Genomic DNA, 18,715 nt, shown 5'->3' with positions numbered 1-18,715 from the left:
GGGAGGAGGCAGGACGAGCGTGCGCCTTCCTCTCATGGCACTCCTCGCCAAGGGGCCCGCCCACGGTTACGAACTCAAAACGGCACTTGAGAAGCTTTTCGGTGCTGCCTATCCTCAGCCGAACATCGGCCAGATCTATGTGACGCTGGCGCGCCTGGAGAAGTCGGGACTGATCCGGGGCGAGGACGTCACCCAGTCCGGCCGGCCCAACAAGCGGATCTACGAACTCACCGACGCCGGGCGGGAGGCGGTCGCCGCCTGGTTCGACGAGCCGTCCAGCGAGCCGCGGGTGCGCGACGAGTTCTTCATGAAACTCGCCCTCGCCCCGGCCACCGGCATGGCCGACCAGGTCTCCCTGATCAACAAGCAGCGCCGCCACTACCTCAACCTCATGCGGGCCATGTCCCGGCTCGCCGCGGGGGAGGACCGGGACGACACCATCGCGCAGCTGCTGATCGAGGGCGCGACGCTGCACCTGCAGGCGGACCTCGACTGGCTGGAACGCTGCCAGGAGGAGCTGGAATGAGAAGGGCCGAACCGCCCCCCGCGGCGCCGCACATGCTCCGGGTCGAGGGTCTGGTCAAGACGCACCGCGTGGACGGCGGCGAGGTCCGGGCCGTGCGCGGGGTCGACCTGGAGGTGCGGCCGGGCGAGTTCGTCGCCGTCACCGGCCCCTCCGGCGCCGGCAAGTCCACCCTGCTGCACCTGCTCGGCGGCCTCGAACGCCCCGACCAGGGGCGGATATGGCTGGACGGGCAGCGGGTCGACCAGCTCAGCGAGGCGCGCTGGGCGGTGCTGCGCCGGCGCGGCGTCGGCATCGTCTTCCAGTTCTTCAACCTCGTCTCCACCCTGACCGTCGCGGACAACATCGAGCTGCCCGCCCTGCTCGCCGGCCGCTCCCCCCGCCAGGTGCGCGCCGCCCGCCACGAGTTGCTGGCCGAACTCGGCCTGGCGGGCAAGGAGGACAGCACCCCCGCCGACCTGTCCGGCGGCGAGCAGCAGCGGGTCGCCCTCGCCCGGGCCCTGGTCAACCGCCCGGCCCTGTTGCTGGCCGACGAGCCCACCGGCAGCCTCGACAGCAAGGGCACCCGTGAGGTGCTGCGGCTGCTGACCCGCTGCCACGAACGCGGGCAGACCATCCTGCTCGTCACGCACGACGCCAAGGTGGCCAGCGCCGCGGACCGGGTGATCAGCCTCTTCGACGGCGAGGTCGTCGACGACATCACCCTCGACGCCGCGCCCTACACCTCGCGTCCCTCCCGTGCCGCCGCCGACGTCGTGAAGCTGCAGGGCTGACCGCCGTGCGCGCCACCGTCCGCTGGGCCCTCGCCGATCTGCGCACGCACCGCGGCCAGGCCCTGTCCATCGTCCTGGCCACCGCCGGCATCACCGCGGCGCTGCTGCTCTCCGTCGCCCTGCTGCTGTACGCCGCCAACCCCTGGCAGCGGATGTTCACCGCCACCGAGGGCGCCCACGTCTGGCTGCGCACGGACGGCGCCGCCGACACCACCGCCCTGTCCCGGATCGGCGGGGTGACGGTCTCCGGGCCCTTCCGCACCCTCACCGTCACCGCGCAGCACGGCCGGGAGAAGGCCGCCCTCGACCTGCGGGCCGCGGGCGCGAGCCCGCCGCAGGTGGGCCGGCCGCTCATGGACCGCGGGCGCTGGCTGCGGGGCGACGTGAACGACGGCATCGTGCTGGAGCGGTCGGTGGCGACCGCGCTGTGGGCCGAGCCGGGGGACGAGATCAGCGTGATCCGCGACGGACGGCCGAGCACCGTCCGCGTGGTCGGCGTCGCCGGGACCGCCGAACCGCTCTACGCCCCGGGAGCCACCCCGGGTGTCGCCTGGGCGTCGCCCGCCCTGGTGAGCAGCCTCGCCACCGGCCCGGCACGGGCGGGGCAGACCGTGGGGCTGAGGCTGGAGGACCCGGCGGACACCGACTTCGTCGTCCAGCGCGCCGTCGACGCCGTCGGCCCGGACCGCGTCATCGGCGTCGCCACCTGGCGGGAGGCCCGCGCCGACGCCGAGGGCGACAACCACCTTCTCGGGCTGCTGCTCGGCCTGTTCGGGCTCGCCGCGCTGCTGGCCGCCGCGATCGCGGTGACCGGGGGCATCGCCACCCGCGTGCTGGCCTACGTCCGCGACATCTCCGTCCTGAAGGCGGTGGGCTTCACCCCGGCCCAGGTGGTCCGGATGTTCCTCGTGCAGCACGCGGTGCTGGCCACCGCGGGCGTGCTGATCGGATCGGTGGCCGCGGAGACCCTCGCGCCGGGCATCCCCGGGCCGATGGGGGACGCCATGGGGCTGTGGCAGGGACTGCCGCAGCACACCTGGGCGCTCCCCGGCACGGCCGCGGCGACCGTGCTGGTCATCGCCCTGGCCACGGTGCTCGCCGCCTGGCGGGCCGGCCGGGTGCCGCCGATCCCCGCCGCGCGGGGGGCCGTTCCGGGCCGCCGCAGGATGTCCGGCGCCGTCCGGGCCGCACTGCGCCTGGGCACTCCGCCCGCGCTGGTCCTCGGCTGCCGCGGCGTGCTGCACCGCCCGGCCCGCTCCGCGGCCGCCGTGGCCCGGCTCGCGCTGCCGATCCTGATGATCACCGTGGCGCTGGGGACCTGGGCCACCCTCGACCGCTTCGAGCACCATCCGGAACAGCTCGGCCAGGCAGGCACGCTCACCGCCCGCCCCAACGGCCTCACCGACGACGCGGTCCGGCGACTGCTCGCGGACCGGACCGATATCGCCGCGGTCCACCCGGGCGTCGAACTCCCCGCGCTGGTCCCGGTCCAGTCGCAGTCCTTCACCCTGCGGGGGATCGGCACCACCGCCGACCCCTACCCCTTCGCCGTCGCCGAGGGCCGGGCTCCCGCCGGCCCCGACGAGGCCCTCGCCGGACAGGGCCTGCTCGACCTGCTCCACATCGAGGTCGGCCACTGGGTCCGGGTCACCGTCGGCGGGACCCCGCACATCCTGCACATCGTCGGCCGCAGCATCGAGACCGGGCACGGGGGACGCGTCATCTCCGCCCCGCTCGACGTCCTGCGGGCCCAGGACGCCTCCGTCCGGCCCTCGTACTACAGCCTGACGCTGCGTCCGGGCGCCGACCGCGCGGCGGTCCGCGGCGCTCTCACCGACGCGTCGCACGGCGCCCTGGAGGTGCGCGAGGTCACCGACCCCGGCGCCGAGCTCTCCCCGGTGCGCGGCGTGATCATCGGACTGGTCAGTGTGCTCGCGCTGATCGCCCTGGCCGAACTGTCCACGGCCGTCGGCAGCGGCATCCGCGACCACGCCCGCGACATGCGCGCCTACCGCGCCGTGGGCCTGACGCCCCAGCAGAGCGTGGCGACCGTCGTCACCGGCGTCGGCCTGGTCGTCCTGGCCGCCGCCGTCGTGGGCGTCACCGCGGGGGTGTTCGCCTCCGACTGGCTGATCGACCTGCAGGGCGGCTCCAGCGGTGTCGGCGCGGGCATCGCCCAGTCGCCGCCCGTGGCGGCGCTGTTCCTGATCGTCGGCGTGTGCGTCGCGGTGGCGGTGTCCGTCTCCGTCCTGCCCGCCGCCCGCGCGGCGGGGGACCGCAACCCGCGGATGCTGCTCAACGCGCAGTGAGGGGGAAGACACCGGACGCGGTGCGCCGCCGAACGGGGCCGCCGGGCATGATCCTCGGTAAGAATGAAGCACGCCGGCCGGCCCGGCTGCGCGGTCCTTGACCGCTCTGTCGGCCGTCGTCGATGCTTGCGTTGCGGCACGTGCAGAATGTGCCGTAATGAGAAACGCCCGCCTCAGGGATCCGTACCAGCCGAGGAGTACCCCATGGCCCACCAGGTCCGTGCCGTCGTCGCCCGGGAGAAGGGTTCCCCCGTCAGCCTGGAAACGATCGTCGTGCCCGACCCGGGGCCGGGGGAGGCGCTGGTGCGGATCCAGGCCTGCGGGGTCTGCCACACCGACCTGCACTACCGCGAGGGCGGCATCAACGACGACTTCCCGTTCCTCCTCGGCCACGAGGCCGCCGGCGTCGTGGAGTCGGTCGGCGAGGGCGTCACCGACGTCGCCCCCGGTGACTTCGTCGTCCTCAACTGGCGCGCCGTGTGCGGCCAGTGCCGCGCCTGTCTGCGCGGACGCCCCTGGTACTGCTTCAACACCCACAACGCCAAGCAGAAGATGACCCTGCTGGACGGCACCGAGCTCTCCCCGGCCCTCGGCATCGGGGCCTTCGCCGAGAAGACCCTCGTCCACGCCGGACAGTGCACCAAGGTGGACCCGTCCGTCTCCCCGGCCGTCGCCGGGCTGCTGGGCTGCGGTGTCATGGCGGGCATCGGCGCGGCCATCAACACCGGCAACGTCGGCCGCGGCGACTCCGTCGCCGTGATCGGCTGCGGCGGCGTCGGCGACGCGGCGATCGCCGGCTCCCGGCTGGCCGGCGCCGCGAAGATCATCGCGGTGGACATCGACCCGCGGAAGCTGGAGACGGCGAAGAAGCTCGGCGCCACGCACACCGTCAACTCCAAGGAGACCGACCCCGTCGAGGCGGTCCGCGAGCTGACCGGCGGCTTCGGCGCCGACGTCGTCATCGAGGCGGTCGGCCGCCCCGAGACATACAAGCAGGCCTTCTACGCCCGCGACCTGGCCGGCACCGTCGTCCTGGTCGGCGTGCCCACCCCCGAGATGAAGCTGGAACTGCCGCTGCTGGACGTGTTCGGCCGCGGCGGCGCGCTGAAGTCCTCCTGGTACGGCGACTGCCTGCCCTCCCGCGACTTCCCCATGCTCATCGACCTCCACCTGCAGGGCCGGCTGGACCTGGACACCTTCGTCACCGAGACCATCGCCCTGGACGAGGTGGAGAAGGCCTTCGAGCGGATGCACCACGGCGACGTGCTGCGCTCGGTGGTGGTCCTCTGATGGCCGCCCGCATCGACCACCTCGTCACCTCGGGCACCTTCGCGCTGGACGGGGGCACCTGGGACGTCGACAACAACGTCTGGATCGTCGGCGACGACACCGAGGCGATCGTCGTCGACGCCGCCCACGACGCCGATGCCATCGCCGCGGCGCTGGGCGGCCGCCGCCTGGTCGCGATCGTCAGCACCCACGCCCACAACGACCACATCGACGCCGCGCCCGCGCTCGCGGCGCGCACCGGCGCGCCGATCCTGCTGCACGGCGACGACCTGCCGCTGTGGAAGCAGACCCACCCCGAGCGCTCCCCCGACCGCGAACTGACGGACGGTCAGGTCATCACGGTGGCGGGCACCGAGCTCACGGTGCTGCACACCCCGGGTCACGCGCCGGGCGCCGTCTGCCTGTACGCGCCCGGCCTCGGCACCGTCTTCACCGGCGACACGCTCTTCCAGGGCGGCCCGGGCGCCACGGGGCGGTCCTTCTCGGACTTCCCGACCATCGTCGACTCCATCCGCGACCGGCTGCTGACCCTGCCGCCGGAGACGGTCGTCCGCACCGGCCACGGCGACAGCACCACCATCGGGGCCGAGGCCCCGCATCTGGACGAGTGGATCGCCCGCGGCCACTGAGCCCCCGTGACCGCCGCACTTGCGGGTGCGGCGGTCATCGCGGCGCGAGCCACCACACGCAGGCGTGGTTGCTCGCGGGACGAACGACGCCGCCGCCGCCGTGCCGCGTACAGCGCGAGCCACCCCGTGGCGGCACGCGGACCGGTGCCTCGCGGGTGGCGGGACGCCGGTCCCGCCGCAACGGCGCCGACCATCAGGCCGACAGCACCCGCAGCGGCGCGCCGTCGCGGAAGGCGGCGACGTCCTCCACCGCCTGCCGGTAGAAGACCTCGTACGTCGCCTCCGTGACGTAGCCCAGGTGCGGGGTGAGCAGGGTGCCGGGCAGGGTCCGCAGGACGTCCCCGGCGGGCAGCGGCTCGGTGTCGTACACGTCCAGCGCCGCACCGGCGATCCGGCGCTCGCTCAGCGCGGCGACCAGCGCCGGGGTGTCGACGAGCGGCCCGCGCGAGGTGTTGACCAGCAGCGCCGTGGGCTTCATCCAGCCCAGCTCCTCGGCACCGACCAGGCCGGTACTGCGCGCGCTGAGCTTGTAGTGCACGGTGACGACGTCCGAGCGGGAGAACAGCTCCCGCCTGCCGACCGCCCGCGCGCCGCACGCGGCGGCGTGCGCCGGGTCGAGGTTGGTGCTCCACGCGAGGACGTGCATCCCGAATGCGGTGCCGATCTCGGCGACCCGCGCGCCCAGCCGGCCCAGGCCCACCACGCCGAGCGTCCGGCCGTGCAGGTCGCCGCCGATCGTGTGCTGCCACTCCCCGCGCCGCATCCCGGCCGTCTCCCCGGGGATGTGGCGGACCAGGGACAGGATGAGGCCCCAGGTCAGCTCGGCCGTGGCGTGCGGGACGCTCTCCGTGCCGCACACCGTCACACCGTGCCGGCGGGCGGCGTCCAGGTCGACGGACGCGTTCGCCATGCCCGTGGTCACCAGCAGCCGCAGCGCCGGCAGCGCCGCGAAGCGCTCCTCGGTGAAGGGGGTGCGCTCACGCATCGCGACCACCACGTCGAAGCCGTCCAGCGCCCGCGCCAGCTCGGCCGTACCGGCGACGTGGTCGTGGAGGAACACCACCTCCGCCCCCAGCGCGTCCCAGTCGGCGAACCGGTGCGCCGCCTTCTGATAGTCGTCCAGGACGGCGATGCGCATGGTGCGGTCTCCTCGGCTCGATCGGTCGCACGGATGGGTCCGGGGCCTGTCCTAGTATCTGCTCGGAAAGCGGCCGGAACCGAACGAGGGGTGGGCACGTGGAGACACCCGGCAGACGGCGCCGGCTGCGCTGGTGGCCCCGCTCGCTGTACTGGCGCCTCGCGCTCGGCTTCCTGGCGATCACCACGATCGGCGTCGCGGCCGCGGACGTCTACGCCGCCCGTGCCCTCGCCGAAGGCCTGCGGAACCGGCTCGACCAGCAGCTCGCCTCCATACGCCAGGACCGCCTGGAAGAGCTGGAGACCAGCTCGGACCTCGAGCCCGCCGGGGCGACCGCCGTGGTGCTGCTCACCGACGCCATCGGCAGGGTCGTGCAGCGCGAGTCCGGCGCGATGGTGGAGCGGGCCGTCATCCGGCTGTCCGGCGCCGACCTGGACCGCATGGCGACCACCGGCCGGTCGGGGGCGGTCGGCCCGACCCCGATGCGGGCGGTCGTGGAGAAACTGCCCGACGGCGGCTACCTGGTGATCGCCGAGTCCACCGCGGACGACGCCGCCACCGTGCACAACCTCGTGGTCATCGAAGCCGTCTCGGGCGTGCCCCTGATCGCCGGCGTCGTGCTCGGCGCGCTCTACTTCAGCCGCCGCACCATCTCGCCGCTCAAGGAGATCACCGCCACCGCCCGCCGCTTCGCCGCCGAAGGCGCACCCTCGCAGCGGGTCTCCGCCCCGGTGTCGACGGCCGAGGTGGAGGCGCTGGCCGACGCCTTCAACGCGATGCTCGGCCGCGTCGACGAGGAGTTCAACCGCCGCCGCAAGGCCGAGGAGCAGCTGCGCGACTTCGTCGGTGCCGCCAGCCACGAACTGCGCACCCCGCTCACCGCGATCGGCGGCTACGCGCAACTGGTGCGCTTCGGCGCCCTCGACGACCCGGCCCGCCTCGACGACGCCATGCGCCGGGTGCAGAACGAGACCCGCAGGATGTCCGTCCTCGTGGACGAGCTGCTGCTGCTCGCCCGCCTCGACCAGGGCCGCCCCCTCGAATGCCGGCCCGTGGACCTGGCCGAACTCTGCGCCGACGCCGTGGCCGACACCCGCGTCACCGCCCCCGACCGGCCGGTGACCCTCGTCGTGGAACCCGGGCCCCACGTGGTGACCGGTGACCCCGACCGGCTCCGCCAAGTGGTCACCAACCTGCTGGCGAACGTCGTCGCGCACACCGCGCACGACGTCCCCGCCGAGGTACGGGTCGGCCGCGAGGGCGACGAGCAGATCGTCGACGTCATCGACGGCGGCACCGGGATACCCGAGGAACTGCGCGAGCGGGTCTTCGAGCGGTTCTTCCGCGCGAGCGGCGGCCCGGCCCGCCCCGCCCTCCGCGACGACACCCCCGCCCCCGGCAGCGGCCTCGGCCTGAGCATCGTCGCCGCGATCGCCGCGGCGCACTCGGGGTCGGTGCGGGTGGAGGCGTCGGAGTCGGGTGCGTGGTTCCGGGTGCGGTTGCCGGCGCTCACTGCCGCATGATCGCGGCGACGGCCACGGCCGTCCGCAGGACCTGCAGGTCGCGAGGGCCGTCGACGCGCCGGCCGGTCAGCTCCTCGACGCGCCGCAGCCGGCGGTCGAAGAACTTGCGGCGGAGCGTGAGCAGCTCGCACGCCAGGTCGGGGTCGCCGTCGGCGGAGATCACCGCGCTCAGCGTCTCCCGCAGCACCCGGTCGTCCAGGACCGGCTGCACCATGCCGACCAGCCGCTGCGCGATGTCGGGCGTCTGCGCGGCCGCGTACTCGACCAGGACGTCGTCCAGCTGGTAGACGCCCGGACCGAAGCCGAGCGCGTCCACCACCGCGCAGATGTCGTCCACCAGCAGCTGACCGGCCGTCACCTCGTTGTACGGCTTCCAGTGCACCGCGAGCCGGGCCGTCCCGCCGAGGTCCCGGTGGATGCGGTTCGCCAGGTCGAGGGACTCCTCGGGGCGCGGGGCGAGGGCGAGCACGTACAGCCCGCGTGTCGAGGCGAGCACGGCCGTCTCGGGGCCGCCGTGCCCGCGGGCCACCGCCTCGACGTCGCCCAGGGGACGGCCGGGCGCGCGCAGCGCCATCACGGCGTAGGCGGGCGGGGCGCAGGACGGCCCGGGCCGAGGCGGTTCCGGGACCGAGGCGGGGGCCTCCCGCCCGGGCTGGGCGAAGAAGCCCCGGTTCAGCTCGCGGGCCACCCGGCGCCCGGCGTCCGCCAGGCGCCGCGCGAACTCGTCGCGGGAGCCGTCGGCGGCGCCGGCCGCCGCGTGCCCGCCGGAGACCAGGATGTGCTCCGTCGTCTCCTGCACGGCGACCCGCAGCGCGCTCACCGGCCCGCCCCGCGCCGCCCAGGCGACCCCCTCGCCACGGATCCGCGCGGCGGTCTGCTCGCTCCACTGCCCCGAGCCGGAGACGACTTCTATGAGGGCGGCGAACAGCTCCCGGCGCAGCGAGGGCTCGCCTCCGCCGGAGTCGGTGAATCCCAGGTCAAGACAGGAATCCAGGCCCGTGGACACCGGTGCGTGGGTGGTCATGCGCGCAAGCCAAGCACCGGAGTATCAGAGTCACATCAAAGCCCGATCAGAGTTGGCGCTGGGTATCGCCGGACGTCACGACGGTTCCGGGATCGACTGCTCGGTCCAGATGCACTTGCCGCCGGGGACGTAGCGGGTGCCCCAGCGCTGGCAGAGCGCGGCCACCAGCTGCAGCCCGCGGCCGCCCTCGTCGGTGTCGCCGGCGTGCCGGATCCGGGGGGTGCTGAGGCTGCTGTCCGACACCTCGCAGACGAGGGTGCGGCTGCGGATCAGCCGCAGGCCGATGGGCCCCCGGGCGTGCCGGACCACGTTGCCGACCAGCTCGCTGGCGATCAGCTCGGTCGTCGTGACGAGTTCCTCCAGGCCCCAGGCGTCCAGCCGGCGTCGCACGTGCTCGCGCGCCTGACCCGCGGAGAGCGGGTCCTCGGGCAGGGACCAGGTGGCGACGTCGTCGGGTGCCAGGGCGTGGGTACGGGCGATGAGCAGGGCGGCGTCGTCCCCGGCGTGCTGCTGGTGGGGGTCGAGGGCCGCGGCGACCTCCTCGCACAGCCTGCCGAGCCGCTCGACCTCGCCCCGGCGGCCTTCCGCGGGCCGCGCGGGCGCCGCGGCCTGCGCGCCGGTGAGAGCCTTCGCCAGCCCGGCCATGCCGGTGTCGATGTCCCGGCGGGAGGACTCGACGAGGCCGTCCGTGTAGAGCACCAGCAGACTGCCCTCGGGGATCTCCAGCTCCACGGTCGCGAACGGCGGCGTGGCCGCGCCCAGCGGGGCGTCCGGCGAGTGACCGGCGAATTGGACGGTGCCGTCGGGCAGCACCAGCGCGGGGGGCGGGTGCCCGGCCCGGGAGAAGGAGAACGTGCGGTTGGCGGGGTCGTACACCGCGTACAGACAGGTCGCGTAGAAGTCGTCCCCGAGGTCGCTGACCAGGTCGTTGAGGTGCGCGAGCAGCTCGTCGGGAGGCAGTTCGAGACCGGCGAACGTGTGCACCGCGGTGCGCAGCCGTCCCATCGTCACGGCCTCGGAGATGCCGTGCCCCATCACGTCGCCGATGACCAGCGCGACCCGGTCGGCGGAGAGCGGGATGACGTCGTACCAGTCCCCGCCGACCGTCGTCCCCTCGACGGCGGGCAGGTAGCGCGCCGCGGCGCTGACCGCGGGCAGTTCCGGCAGGACGCGCGGCAGCAGGCCGCGCTGCAGTTCCTGCGCCCGGCCGTGCTCGGCGTCGTACAGCCGGGCCCGCTCCAGGGCCTGGGCGACCAGCCCGCTGAGCGCGGTCAGCAGGGTGCGCTCCTCCTCGCTGAACGGGCGCGGCTCGGAGAAGGAGACGACGCAGGAGCCGACCGCCTTCCCGGAGACGATCAGCGGGAGGAAGGCCCAGGCGTGCTTCTGGGACCACTCCTGGAGGCGGACGCGGTTTGGGTACGCCTCGCGGAACTCCTTCGCGGAGGTGATGTAGCGGGGCACGCGCTCGCGGATGGCGTCGGTGCTGGGGCTGCCCTCGGTGAGCCGGGTCCGGCTGAGCCGCTCCATCAGGCCCGGGGGGTAGCCGACGAAGCCGACCACGCGCAGCAGGTCGCCCTCCAGCGTGTTGATGATCAGCCCGGTGGCGTCGAACAGGGGCAGTACGCGGTCGGCGACCGCGGCGACGACGTCCCTGACGGTGACGGCCTCGGCGAGCGCGGTGGTGAGCCGGCCGATGTGCGCGGCGCGGTCGGCGGCGGTGCGGGCGGCGTCGGCGCGGGCCTCCTCCGCCAGCCGGCGCTCGGTGACGTCGGTGAGGTAGAGGGTCAGGCCGTCGGGCACCGGCATGACGCGCAGGTGGTAGCGGCGCTTGCCGCCGTCCCACTCGATGTCCGCGCTGACGGTCGCGTCACTCTCGGCCGCCCTGCGGCAGTGGGCCTCGAGCTCCGATTCGTGCACGCCGGGCAGGTCCCACAGCACCTTGCCGACCGGTGGACGCCGCGCCCCGAGCAGCCGTTCGGCCTGCGGATTGGCGAAGGCTATGCGGCCGTCGTCGTCGACCGCGAGGAAACCGTCGCTCATGTGGCGCAGGGCCCGGCCGGCGGCGTCCATCGCGACCCGGGTCTCGGTGCTGTCCCACAGCACTCCGGCCAGCCGCACGGCCTTGCCGTCCGCACCGAGCACACTGCGGCCGCGGGCCTGCACCCAGCGGAAACCCCCGTCGGGCCGCCGGACCCGGTACTCCCAGGCGAAGCCGCCGGCGGCCCGGGCGGCCTCCTCGGCGTCGGCGATCACCCAGGGCAGGTCCTCGGGGTGGACCAGCTCCACCCATGTCTCCAGGCGCCCGTCGTACATCTGCGGGGACATCCCGAAGACGGAGCGCGCGGTCTCGTCCAGGTAGGCCTCGCCGGTGCGGACGTTCCACTCCCAGGTGCCGATGCCCACGTCGGAAGGGGTCTCCCGGGGCCGGGCGCCGGAAGCGCCCTCCGCCAGGCGCCAGCGATCGCGCGACTCGACGGCCGCCGTCCGGCCCAGCCGCTCCGACACCCACGCGGCGATCGCCCGCAGCAGCTCCCACTCGCCGGGGGCCGGCGGCACGGCGGCCGCGCTCACCACCGAGAGCGCGCCGAGCGGGCCGTCGGGGCCGGGGAGCGGTACGGCGGCGAGCCCGGACCCGCCGGGCAGCGGGCCGGGGGTCGTCTCCGTGGTGGGCAGCCACACGGGTTCGCCGCCGGTCGTCGCACGGCCGGGCGCCGTGTCGTCCTGCGGGGGGAGGAAGAGCCAGCCCCGGGTGAGGTTCCGGGGCAGACCGCTGCTCGCGGCCAGGCGCAGCGGCACTCCGCCCCGGGCCTCCTGCCCGCGCAGGTGGACCAGTCCGCCCAAGCCGTTCAGCGCCGCCACGGCCTGCTGCAGCCCCAGTCGCAGCGCCTCGCGCTCGCCCTGGTCGTCGCCCGAGGAGCGGAGCAGCCCGAGCCGCTCCGCTCCTCGCTGCTCGAGCGGCGCTTCAGGCTCCTGGGCGGCGGCTTCGTTCGGGATCATGCCCTCTTCTCGTCGGCTCTTCCTCCGAAGGCCAACATAGCGCCGCGCGCGGGGACCGTCAGCGCGAAGCCGTATCGCCCGCCTGCGCTGCCCGCACCAGGTAGCCCGCCCCCCGAACGGTGCGGATGAGCGACTGGTCGGTGTCGCCGAGCTTCCGGCGCAGGTAGTAGATGTAGGTCTCCACGATCCCGGACTCGCCCTGGAAGCCGCAGCTCCACACGGCGTCGAGGATCTGCCCCCTGGAGACCACCCGGTCCGGGTTCTCCAGCAGGAAGCGCAGCAGCGCGAACTCGGTCGCCGAGACCTGGACGGGCCTGCCGTGCCGCCACACCTCGTGGGTGTCCGCGTCGAGCTCGACCCAGCCCGCGCGCAGCCGGCGTCCGGCGGGCTCGGGGACCCGGCCCCGGCGCAGCAGGGCGTTCACCCGGGCCGCGACCTCGTTGATGTCGAAGGGCTTGGTGACGTAGTCGTCGCCGCCGAGCGCCAGCCCCCTGATCTTGTCCTCCACCGCGTCCCGGGCCGTGAGGAAGAGGACGGGCGCGTCGACCCGGGCGGCGCGGAGCCTGCGGCAGACCTCGAAGCCGTCGAGGTCGGGCAGTCCCACGTCGAGCAGGATCACGTCGGCCGCGCGCTCGGCGGCCGTGCTCACCGCCTCCTCGCCGGTGCCGGCCGTGACCACGTCGAAGCCCAGGAACTGCAGCGCCATCGCGAGCATCGAGGCGATGCTCGACTCGTCCTCCACGACCAGCACACGGGGCTGCTGGGCCGAAATGGTCACGTTCATGCCGGGGGTCACTTCCTCCGGGCCGGATTCCGGCCGTTGTCGTGCACCGTTGTCGTGCAGAAGAGGAACGGATTATGTCATTCGGCTGAACCCGGACAACCCCCGTGACCGAATCGCGACGGTCCCGCCCCCGGCACCCCCGGCGGGCGGTGGATGATCCCCCGTCAGATGAGGGGTCCGGGTGTCCGGGCGACGCCTTGACAGGGGTGGGGGGCACCCCCACACTGATGTTGCGTCAACCGCAATCAGTTCCGCCATACGCACCGAGGTGTCATGATGATTCCCGTGTGCCGGCTCGCGGATCTCCCGCGTGGCGAGGCCTTCCGGCTCGAAACCGACCCGCCCGTCGCGGTGTTCCACACCGAGGAGGGCGAGCTCTACGCCATCGACGACACCTGCACCCACCAGGACGCGTCGCTCGCGGACGGCTGGCTGGAGGGGTGCGAGGTCGAGTGCCCGCTGCACGCCTCGAAGTTCGACCTGCGGACGGGCGCGGTGGACGCGCCCCCGGCCAGGCGGCCCGTACGGACGCACGAGGTCGTGGTCGAGGACGGCGTGATCCACGTACGGCCGGCGCCGGCCGCCCCCGGCCTCCCCCCGTGCGCCGCCGGCCGGCTCGCCGGGGGAGCCGGGTGAGAGCGGTCCTCGTGGTCGGTGCCTCGCTGGCGGGGCTTTCGGCGGCGCGGGCGCTGCGCGCCCGCGGGTACGACGGGCGGCTGGTGCTCGTCGGCGACGAACCGCACCGGCCGTACGACCGGCCGCCGCTGTCCAAGGAGTTCCTGGCCGGCCGGGCCGACGAGGCGGCACTGGTCCTGGAGGCGGACGGCGAGGACCTCGGCGCCGAATGGCAGCTGGGCGCACGGGCCGTGGCGCTCGACCCGGGGACCCGGAGCGTCGGGCTCGCGGACGGCCGCACCGTCACCGCCGACGGAGTCGTCATCGCCACCGGGGCCGTGGCCCGTACGCTGCCCGGCGCGGCGGCCCGGCGCGGGGTGCACACCCTGCGCACCCTGGACGACGCCCGCGCGCTGCGGGCCGACCTGGCGCGCGGCGGGCGGCTCGTCGTCATCGGCGGCGGCTTCATCGGGGCCGAGGTCGCCTCGACCGCGTACGCCCTCGGGCTGGACGTCACCGTCGTCGAGGCGGCGCCCACCCCGCTGTCGGGGCCGCTGGGCGAGACCATGGGCGGCGTCGTGTCGGGCCTCCACGCCGACCACGGCGTACGGCTGTTGTGCGGCACGGGGGTGCGGGGGACCGAGGCGGACGGCGAGGGGCGGGTGGCGGCCGTGGTCCTGGCCGACGGCCGCAGGCTGCCCGCGGACACCGTGGTCGTCGGCATCGGCGCCCGCCCGTGCGTGGACTGGCTCGCCGGGTCCGGGATCGAGATCGGCGACGGCGTCCTGTGCGGCGCCGACGGCCGGACGAGCCTGCCGGGCGTCGTCGCCGTCGGGGACTGCGCCGCCTGGTACGACCCGGCCTCCGGCGCGCACCTTCGCGTGGAGCACTGGACGGGCGCCCTGGAGCGTCCGGCCGCCGCCGTCGCCGCGCTGCTGTCCGACGGCCCGGGCGGGCAACGGGCGCCGCGCCCGCCGTACTTCTGGTCCGACCAGTACGGCGTGCGCATCCAGTTCGCGGGCCGCGCCGCGGGGGCCGACACCGTCACGGTCGAGGAGGGCGCCCCGGAGGGGCGCGACGTGCTCGCGGTCTACCGCAGGGGCGGGGTGCCGGTGGCCGTGCTGGGGATGAACCGGCCCCGGTCGTTCACCCGTTGGCGCAAGCGGCTGGCCGCCGTCACGTCTTGACAGCGCCGGGGCGGCGCCACATGCTGCAGTTGCGCAGTGCACACTCCGTTGCTCATTACACAACGTCCTGCAAGGAGTGCCCGTGACCCCGACCGGTCTGCCGGACAGCCTGATCGCCACCCTCCCCGGCTCCTACTACACGGACCCCGGGATCTTCGCCCAGGAGCAGGAGCGCATCTTCGAGGCGATGTGGTTCTGTGCGGCGCGCTCCTCCGAACTCGGCCGGCCGGGTGCCTTCAGGACCGTGGACGTCGGGCGCGAGAGCATCCTGGTCACCCGGTCCCGGGACCACGCGGTGCGCGCCTTCCACAACGTGTGCCGGCACCGCGGGGCCCGGCTGCTCACCGAGGAGGGCGGCGAGGTCAGGCGGGCGTTCCAATGCCCCTACCACGCCTGGACGTACGACCTGGACGGCAGGCTCGTGGCGGCGCCCAACCTCACCAAGATGCCCGACGTGGGCCGCACCGAGTACGGGCTCGTCCCCGTCCACGTCCGCGAATGGCTCGGCTACGTCTGGGTCTGCCTGGCCGAGGACCCGCCCTCCTTCGAGGAGCAGGTGGTCGGCGCGGTCGTCACCCGGCTCGGGGACGTGGCGTCCCTGGAGCGCTACGGCATCGAGGACCTGAGGGTCGGCCGGCGGATCGTCTACGACGTCCGGGCCAACTGGAAGCTCATCGTCGAGAACTTCATGGAGTGCTACCACTGCGCCACGATCCACCCCGAACTGACCGAGGTGCTGCCGGAGTTCGCCGACGGCTACGCCGCGCAGTACTACGTCGGCCACGGCGCCGAGTTCGGCGCGGACGTCGAGGGCTTCACGGTGGACGGCTCGCCGGGACTGAAACGCATACCGGGGGTCTCCGCGGCCCAGGACCGGCGCTACTACGCGATCACCATCAGGCCCCAGGTCTTCGTCAACCTGGTGCCGGACCACGTGATCTTCCACCGCATGTACCCGGTCGCCGCCGACCGCACGGTCGTCGAGTGCGACTGGCTCTACCTGGAGGAGGTCGTCGCCGGGGGCCGCGACGTCAGCCGCTCCGTCGAGCTCTTCGACCGGGTCAACCGCCAGGACTTCGAGGCCTGCGAGCGCTGCCAGCCCGCCATGGCCTCCCGGATCTACGCCAAGGGCGGGGTCCTGGTCCCCAGCGAGCACCACATCGCCGGCTTCCACGACTGGGTGCACGAGCGCCTCGGCACCGCTCAGCCCAGATAGCCCATGCGGTGGCTGATCTCGGCGGCCCCGGCGACCAGCAGCGGCGCGAGCTCGTGCATGCGCTCCTGGGTGAAGCGGTACGAGGGGCCGGAGGCGCTGACGGCGGCGATGACCTCGCCGTCGCGCGAGCGGACGGGGGCGGCCATCGCGTGCAGGCCGATCTCCAGCTCCTCCAGCGTCCAGGCGTACCCGCGCTCCCGGGCCCCGGCGAGGTTCTTCTCCAGCTTCGTCCGCGAGGTGAGGGTGTGCGGGGTCAGCTTCTCCAGGCCCGCGTCCATGAGGAGTTCCGCGCGCTGCCCCGCGGGAAGGTGGGCGAGCAGGATCTTGCCGCTGGAGGTCGCGTGCAGCGGGGTGAGCTGGCCGACCCAGTTGTGCGCGGTGACCGCCGCCGGTCCGCGCACCTGGTACAGGTTGATCGCGAAGTGCTTCTCCATCACCGCGATGTTGACGGTCTCGCCGATCTCCTCGGCGAGCCGCTCGCACACCGGCCGGCCCTGCTGCGTGATGTCGATGCGGCCGGTCACCGCGCCGGCCAGCCGTACGATGCCGAAGCCGAGCCGGTACTTGCCGCGCTCGCCCGCCTGCTCCACCAGCCCGCGTGCCTCCAGCGCGCCGAGCAGCCGGAACGCCGTCGACTTGTGGACCTGGATCTCGGCGGCGACCTCGCTCACGCCGGCCTCGCCGCGCTGCGCCAGGATCTCCAGCACGCTGATGGCCCGGTCCACGGACTGGACACCGCCCGGCTGTGAACCGCCTGTCTCGGTATCTGCACTGAAGTTGCTCACAGCGAAACTATACGCGCGGTAAACAACAGCGTGGCGGTCCCACCGGGCGGGGTCCGGGGGAGAGGTCAATGCGCGGCCTTGACCCTCAAGTTGCGCCGTTCGCAACCTGGTGCGCATAGCGGCACCGTACTAGCATGCTGCGCCAGTCGACCTGTAGACCGCGCGAACGAGACGAGCAAGACGAGCGAGACGAGTGAGGCGAGACTGACATGGCTCCCGAGCAGTACGACTTCGTCATCGTCGGTGGGGGCTCCGCCGGCTGCGCCCTCGCGAACCGGCTCTCCGCCGATCCGGGCAACCGTGTCCTGGTGCTGGAGGCAGGCCGCCCCGACTACCCCTGGGACGTCTTCATCCACATGCCCGCGGCGCTCACCTTCCCCATCGGCAGCCGCTTCTACGACTGGGGCTACGAGTCCGAGCCCGAACCCCACATGGGCGGACGGCGGATCTACCACGCCCGGGGCAAGGTGCTCGGCGGCTCCAGCAGCATCAACGGCATGATCTTCCAGCGCGGCAACCCCATGGACTACGAGCGCTGGGCGAAGGTCCCCGGCATGGAGCGCTGGGACTACGCCCACTGCCTGCCGTACTTCCAGCGCATGGAGAACTGCCTCGCCGCCGACGCCGACGACGAGTTCCGCGGCCACGACGGCCCGCTCGTCCTGGAGCGCGGGCCCGCTTCCAGCCCGCTCTTCCCCGCCTTCCTCAAGGCCGTCCAGGAGGCGGGCCACCCGCTCACCGACGACGTCAACGGCTACCGCCAGGAGGGCTTCGCGCCCTTCGACCGCAACGTCCACCGCGGCCGCCGGCTCTCCGCCGCCCGGGCCTACCTGGACCCCGTGCGCAGCCGCCCCAACCTGACGGTGCGGACCCGGGCCCTGGTCACCCGGGTCCTGTTCGAGGGCAAGCGCGCCGTCGGCGTGGAGTACGAACGCCGCAAGGGCGCCCGCGAGCAGGTGCGCGCCCGCGAGGTCGTGCTCTGCGGCGGCGCGATCAACTCGCCCCAGCTGCTGCAGCTGTCGGGTGTCGGCGACGCCCGGGAGCTGTCCGCGCTCGGCGTCGACGTCGTCCACGACCTGCCCGGCGTCGGCGAGAACCTCCAGGACCACCTGGAGGTGTACGTCCAGTACGCCTGCACGCAGCCGGTCTCCATGCAGCCGTACCTGGCCAAGTGGCGTTATCCGTTCATCGGCCTGCAGTGGCTGTTCCGCAAGGGCCCGGCCGCCACCAACCACTTCGAGGCCGGGGGCTTCGCGCGGAGCAACGAGGAGGTGGAGTACCCCAACCTGATGTTCCACTTTCTGCCCATCGCGGTGCGCTACGACGGCTCCGCCCCGGCCGGCGGCCACGGCTACCAGGTGCACGTGGGGCCGATGTACTCCGACGCCCGTGGCACGGTGAAGATCAGGAGCAGGGATCCCCGCGAGAAGCCCGCGCTGCGCTTCAACTACCTCTCCACCGAGCAGGACCGCCGCGAGTGGGTCGAGGCGGTGCGCGTCGCCCGCGACATCCTCGGCCGGCCCGCGCTGGCCCCCTTCAACGGCGGCGAGGTCTCGCCCGGCCCCGGTGTCGAGACCGACGAGGAGATTCTGGCGTGGGTCGCCAAGGAGGGCGAGACCGCCCTCCACCCGTCCTGCACCTGCCGGATGGGCACCGACGAGATGGCCGTGGTCGACCCGGCGAGCCTGCGGGTGCACGGCGTGGAGGGGCTCCGGGTCGTCGACGCGTCCGTCATGCCCTATGTGACCAACGGCAACATCTACGCGCCCGTGATGATGATCGCCGAGAAGGCGGCCGACCTGATCCTCGACCGTGAGCCCCTGCCGCCCTCGAAGGCGCAGTACTACCGGCATCGCGACGCCGCCGCCAACTGAGCTCGGACGGCGTTCCGTTCGCGGGGTCAAGATGTGCCGTGCAGACCG

15 protein-coding genes are annotated in these 18,715 nt (G+C 73.7%); 10 read left to right on the top strand and 5 right to left on the bottom strand.

Translation table 11 applies throughout. From position 1 onward, the window contains the following. Positions 1–19 precede the first annotated feature (19 nt). The 5 genes from OIE69_RS08300 to OIE69_RS08280 all read left to right on the top strand — a co-directional run bounded on the left by OIE69_RS08300 (position 20) and on the right by OIE69_RS08280 (position 5,524). On the top strand, positions 20–526 hold the full coding sequence (locus OIE69_RS08300; protein WP_026251263.1) for a PadR family transcriptional regulator: 507 nt from the start codon (positions 20–22) through the stop codon (positions 524–526). Then, positions 523–1,296 carry an ABC transporter ATP-binding protein gene (locus OIE69_RS08295; protein WP_326571300.1) on the top strand — a complete coding sequence of 258 codons (774 nt, stop codon included), beginning with the start codon at positions 523–525 and terminating at the stop codon, positions 1,294–1,296. Before OIE69_RS08300 ends, OIE69_RS08295 begins: the two co-directional genes overlap by 4 nt. Before the next feature lie 5 nt (positions 1,297–1,301). Continuing rightward, a complete protein-coding gene (locus OIE69_RS08290) occupies positions 1,302–3,605 on the top strand; it encodes an FtsX-like permease family protein (RefSeq protein WP_326571299.1) in 2,304 nt (767 codons plus the stop codon). A 204-nt stretch (positions 3,606–3,809) separates the two neighbouring features. Further along, on the top strand, positions 3,810–4,895 hold the full coding sequence (locus tag OIE69_RS08285; protein ID WP_326571298.1) for an S-(hydroxymethyl)mycothiol dehydrogenase: 1,086 nt from the start codon (positions 3,810–3,812) through the stop codon (positions 4,893–4,895). Continuing rightward, positions 4,895–5,524 carry an MBL fold metallo-hydrolase gene (locus OIE69_RS08280; protein WP_326571297.1) on the top strand — a complete coding sequence of 210 codons (630 nt, stop codon included), beginning with the start codon at positions 4,895–4,897 and terminating at the stop codon, positions 5,522–5,524. The genes OIE69_RS08285 and OIE69_RS08280 overlap by 1 nt, the downstream gene beginning before the upstream one ends. 193 nt (positions 5,525–5,717) lie before the next feature. On the opposite strand, the gene OIE69_RS08275 is transcribed toward OIE69_RS08280, so the two are convergent. Next, complete coding sequence (locus tag OIE69_RS08275) at positions 5,718–6,662, bottom strand: D-2-hydroxyacid dehydrogenase family protein (RefSeq protein ID WP_326571296.1); 945 nt, start codon at positions 6,660–6,662, stop codon at positions 5,718–5,720. 98 nt (positions 6,663–6,760) lie between these two features. On the opposite strand from OIE69_RS08275, the gene OIE69_RS08270 reads away from it, so the two are divergent. After that, entirely contained in the window at positions 6,761–8,185 is a 1,425-nt protein-coding gene (locus OIE69_RS08270) for a sensor histidine kinase (RefSeq protein ID WP_326571295.1), read from the top strand. On the opposite strand, the gene OIE69_RS08265 is transcribed toward OIE69_RS08270, so the two are convergent. The 3 genes from OIE69_RS08265 to OIE69_RS08255 all read right to left on the bottom strand — a co-directional run bounded on the left by OIE69_RS08265 (position 8,172) and on the right by OIE69_RS08255 (position 12,990). Next, positions 8,172–9,209 carry a helix-turn-helix domain-containing protein gene (locus OIE69_RS08265; RefSeq protein WP_326571294.1) on the bottom strand — a complete coding sequence of 346 codons (1,038 nt, stop codon included), beginning with the start codon at positions 9,207–9,209 and terminating at the stop codon, positions 8,172–8,174. The genes OIE69_RS08270 and OIE69_RS08265 overlap by 14 nt on opposite strands. Before the next feature lie 75 nt (positions 9,210–9,284). After that, on the bottom strand, positions 9,285–12,206 hold the full coding sequence (locus OIE69_RS08260) for a SpoIIE family protein phosphatase (RefSeq protein WP_326571293.1): 2,922 nt from the start codon (positions 12,204–12,206) through the stop codon (positions 9,285–9,287). Positions 12,207–12,264: 58 nt separating this feature from the next. Beyond that, positions 12,265–12,990: a response regulator transcription factor gene (locus OIE69_RS08255; protein ID WP_326571292.1), complete on the bottom strand. Its 726-nt coding sequence runs from the start codon at positions 12,988–12,990 to the stop codon at positions 12,265–12,267. Positions 12,991–13,263: 273 nt separating this feature from the next. On the opposite strand from OIE69_RS08255, the gene OIE69_RS08250 reads away from it, so the two are divergent. The 3 genes from OIE69_RS08250 (at position 13,264) to OIE69_RS08240 (ending at position 16,008) form a co-directional block, all read left to right on the top strand. Next, entirely contained in the window at positions 13,264–13,626 is a 363-nt protein-coding gene (locus tag OIE69_RS08250) for a bifunctional 3-phenylpropionate/cinnamic acid dioxygenase ferredoxin subunit (RefSeq protein ID WP_326571291.1), read from the top strand. Then, the gene (locus OIE69_RS08245; RefSeq protein WP_326571290.1) at positions 13,623–14,792 is read left to right on the top strand and encodes an NAD(P)/FAD-dependent oxidoreductase; all 1,170 of its coding nucleotides are present in this window, start codon (positions 13,623–13,625) and stop codon (positions 14,790–14,792) included. Before OIE69_RS08250 ends, OIE69_RS08245 begins: the two co-directional genes overlap by 4 nt. 82 nt (positions 14,793–14,874) lie before the next feature. Beyond that, complete coding sequence (locus OIE69_RS08240; RefSeq protein WP_326571289.1) at positions 14,875–16,008, top strand: aromatic ring-hydroxylating oxygenase subunit alpha; 1,134 nt, start codon at positions 14,875–14,877, stop codon at positions 16,006–16,008. Here OIE69_RS08240 and OIE69_RS08235 read toward each other — a convergent pair. Beyond that, positions 15,996–16,793 carry an IclR family transcriptional regulator gene (locus tag OIE69_RS08235; protein ID WP_326571288.1) on the bottom strand — a complete coding sequence of 266 codons (798 nt, stop codon included), beginning with the start codon at positions 16,791–16,793 and terminating at the stop codon, positions 15,996–15,998. The genes OIE69_RS08240 and OIE69_RS08235 overlap by 13 nt on opposite strands. Before the next feature lie 209 nt (positions 16,794–17,002). Here OIE69_RS08235 and betA point away from each other — a divergent pair, with 209 nt between their 5' ends. Further along, a complete protein-coding gene (betA, locus tag OIE69_RS08230; RefSeq protein WP_326571287.1) occupies positions 17,003–18,667 on the top strand; it encodes a choline dehydrogenase in 1,665 nt (554 codons plus the stop codon). Positions 18,668–18,715: the final 48 nt, after the last annotated feature.

Source organism: Actinacidiphila glaucinigra, from assembly GCF_035918135.1.
Lineage (GTDB): Bacteria > Actinomycetota > Actinomycetes > Streptomycetales > Streptomycetaceae > Actinacidiphila > Actinacidiphila glaucinigra.
The sequence above is the reverse complement of the archived record's forward strand: the minus strand, read 5'-3'. Positions and strand labels throughout refer to the sequence as shown.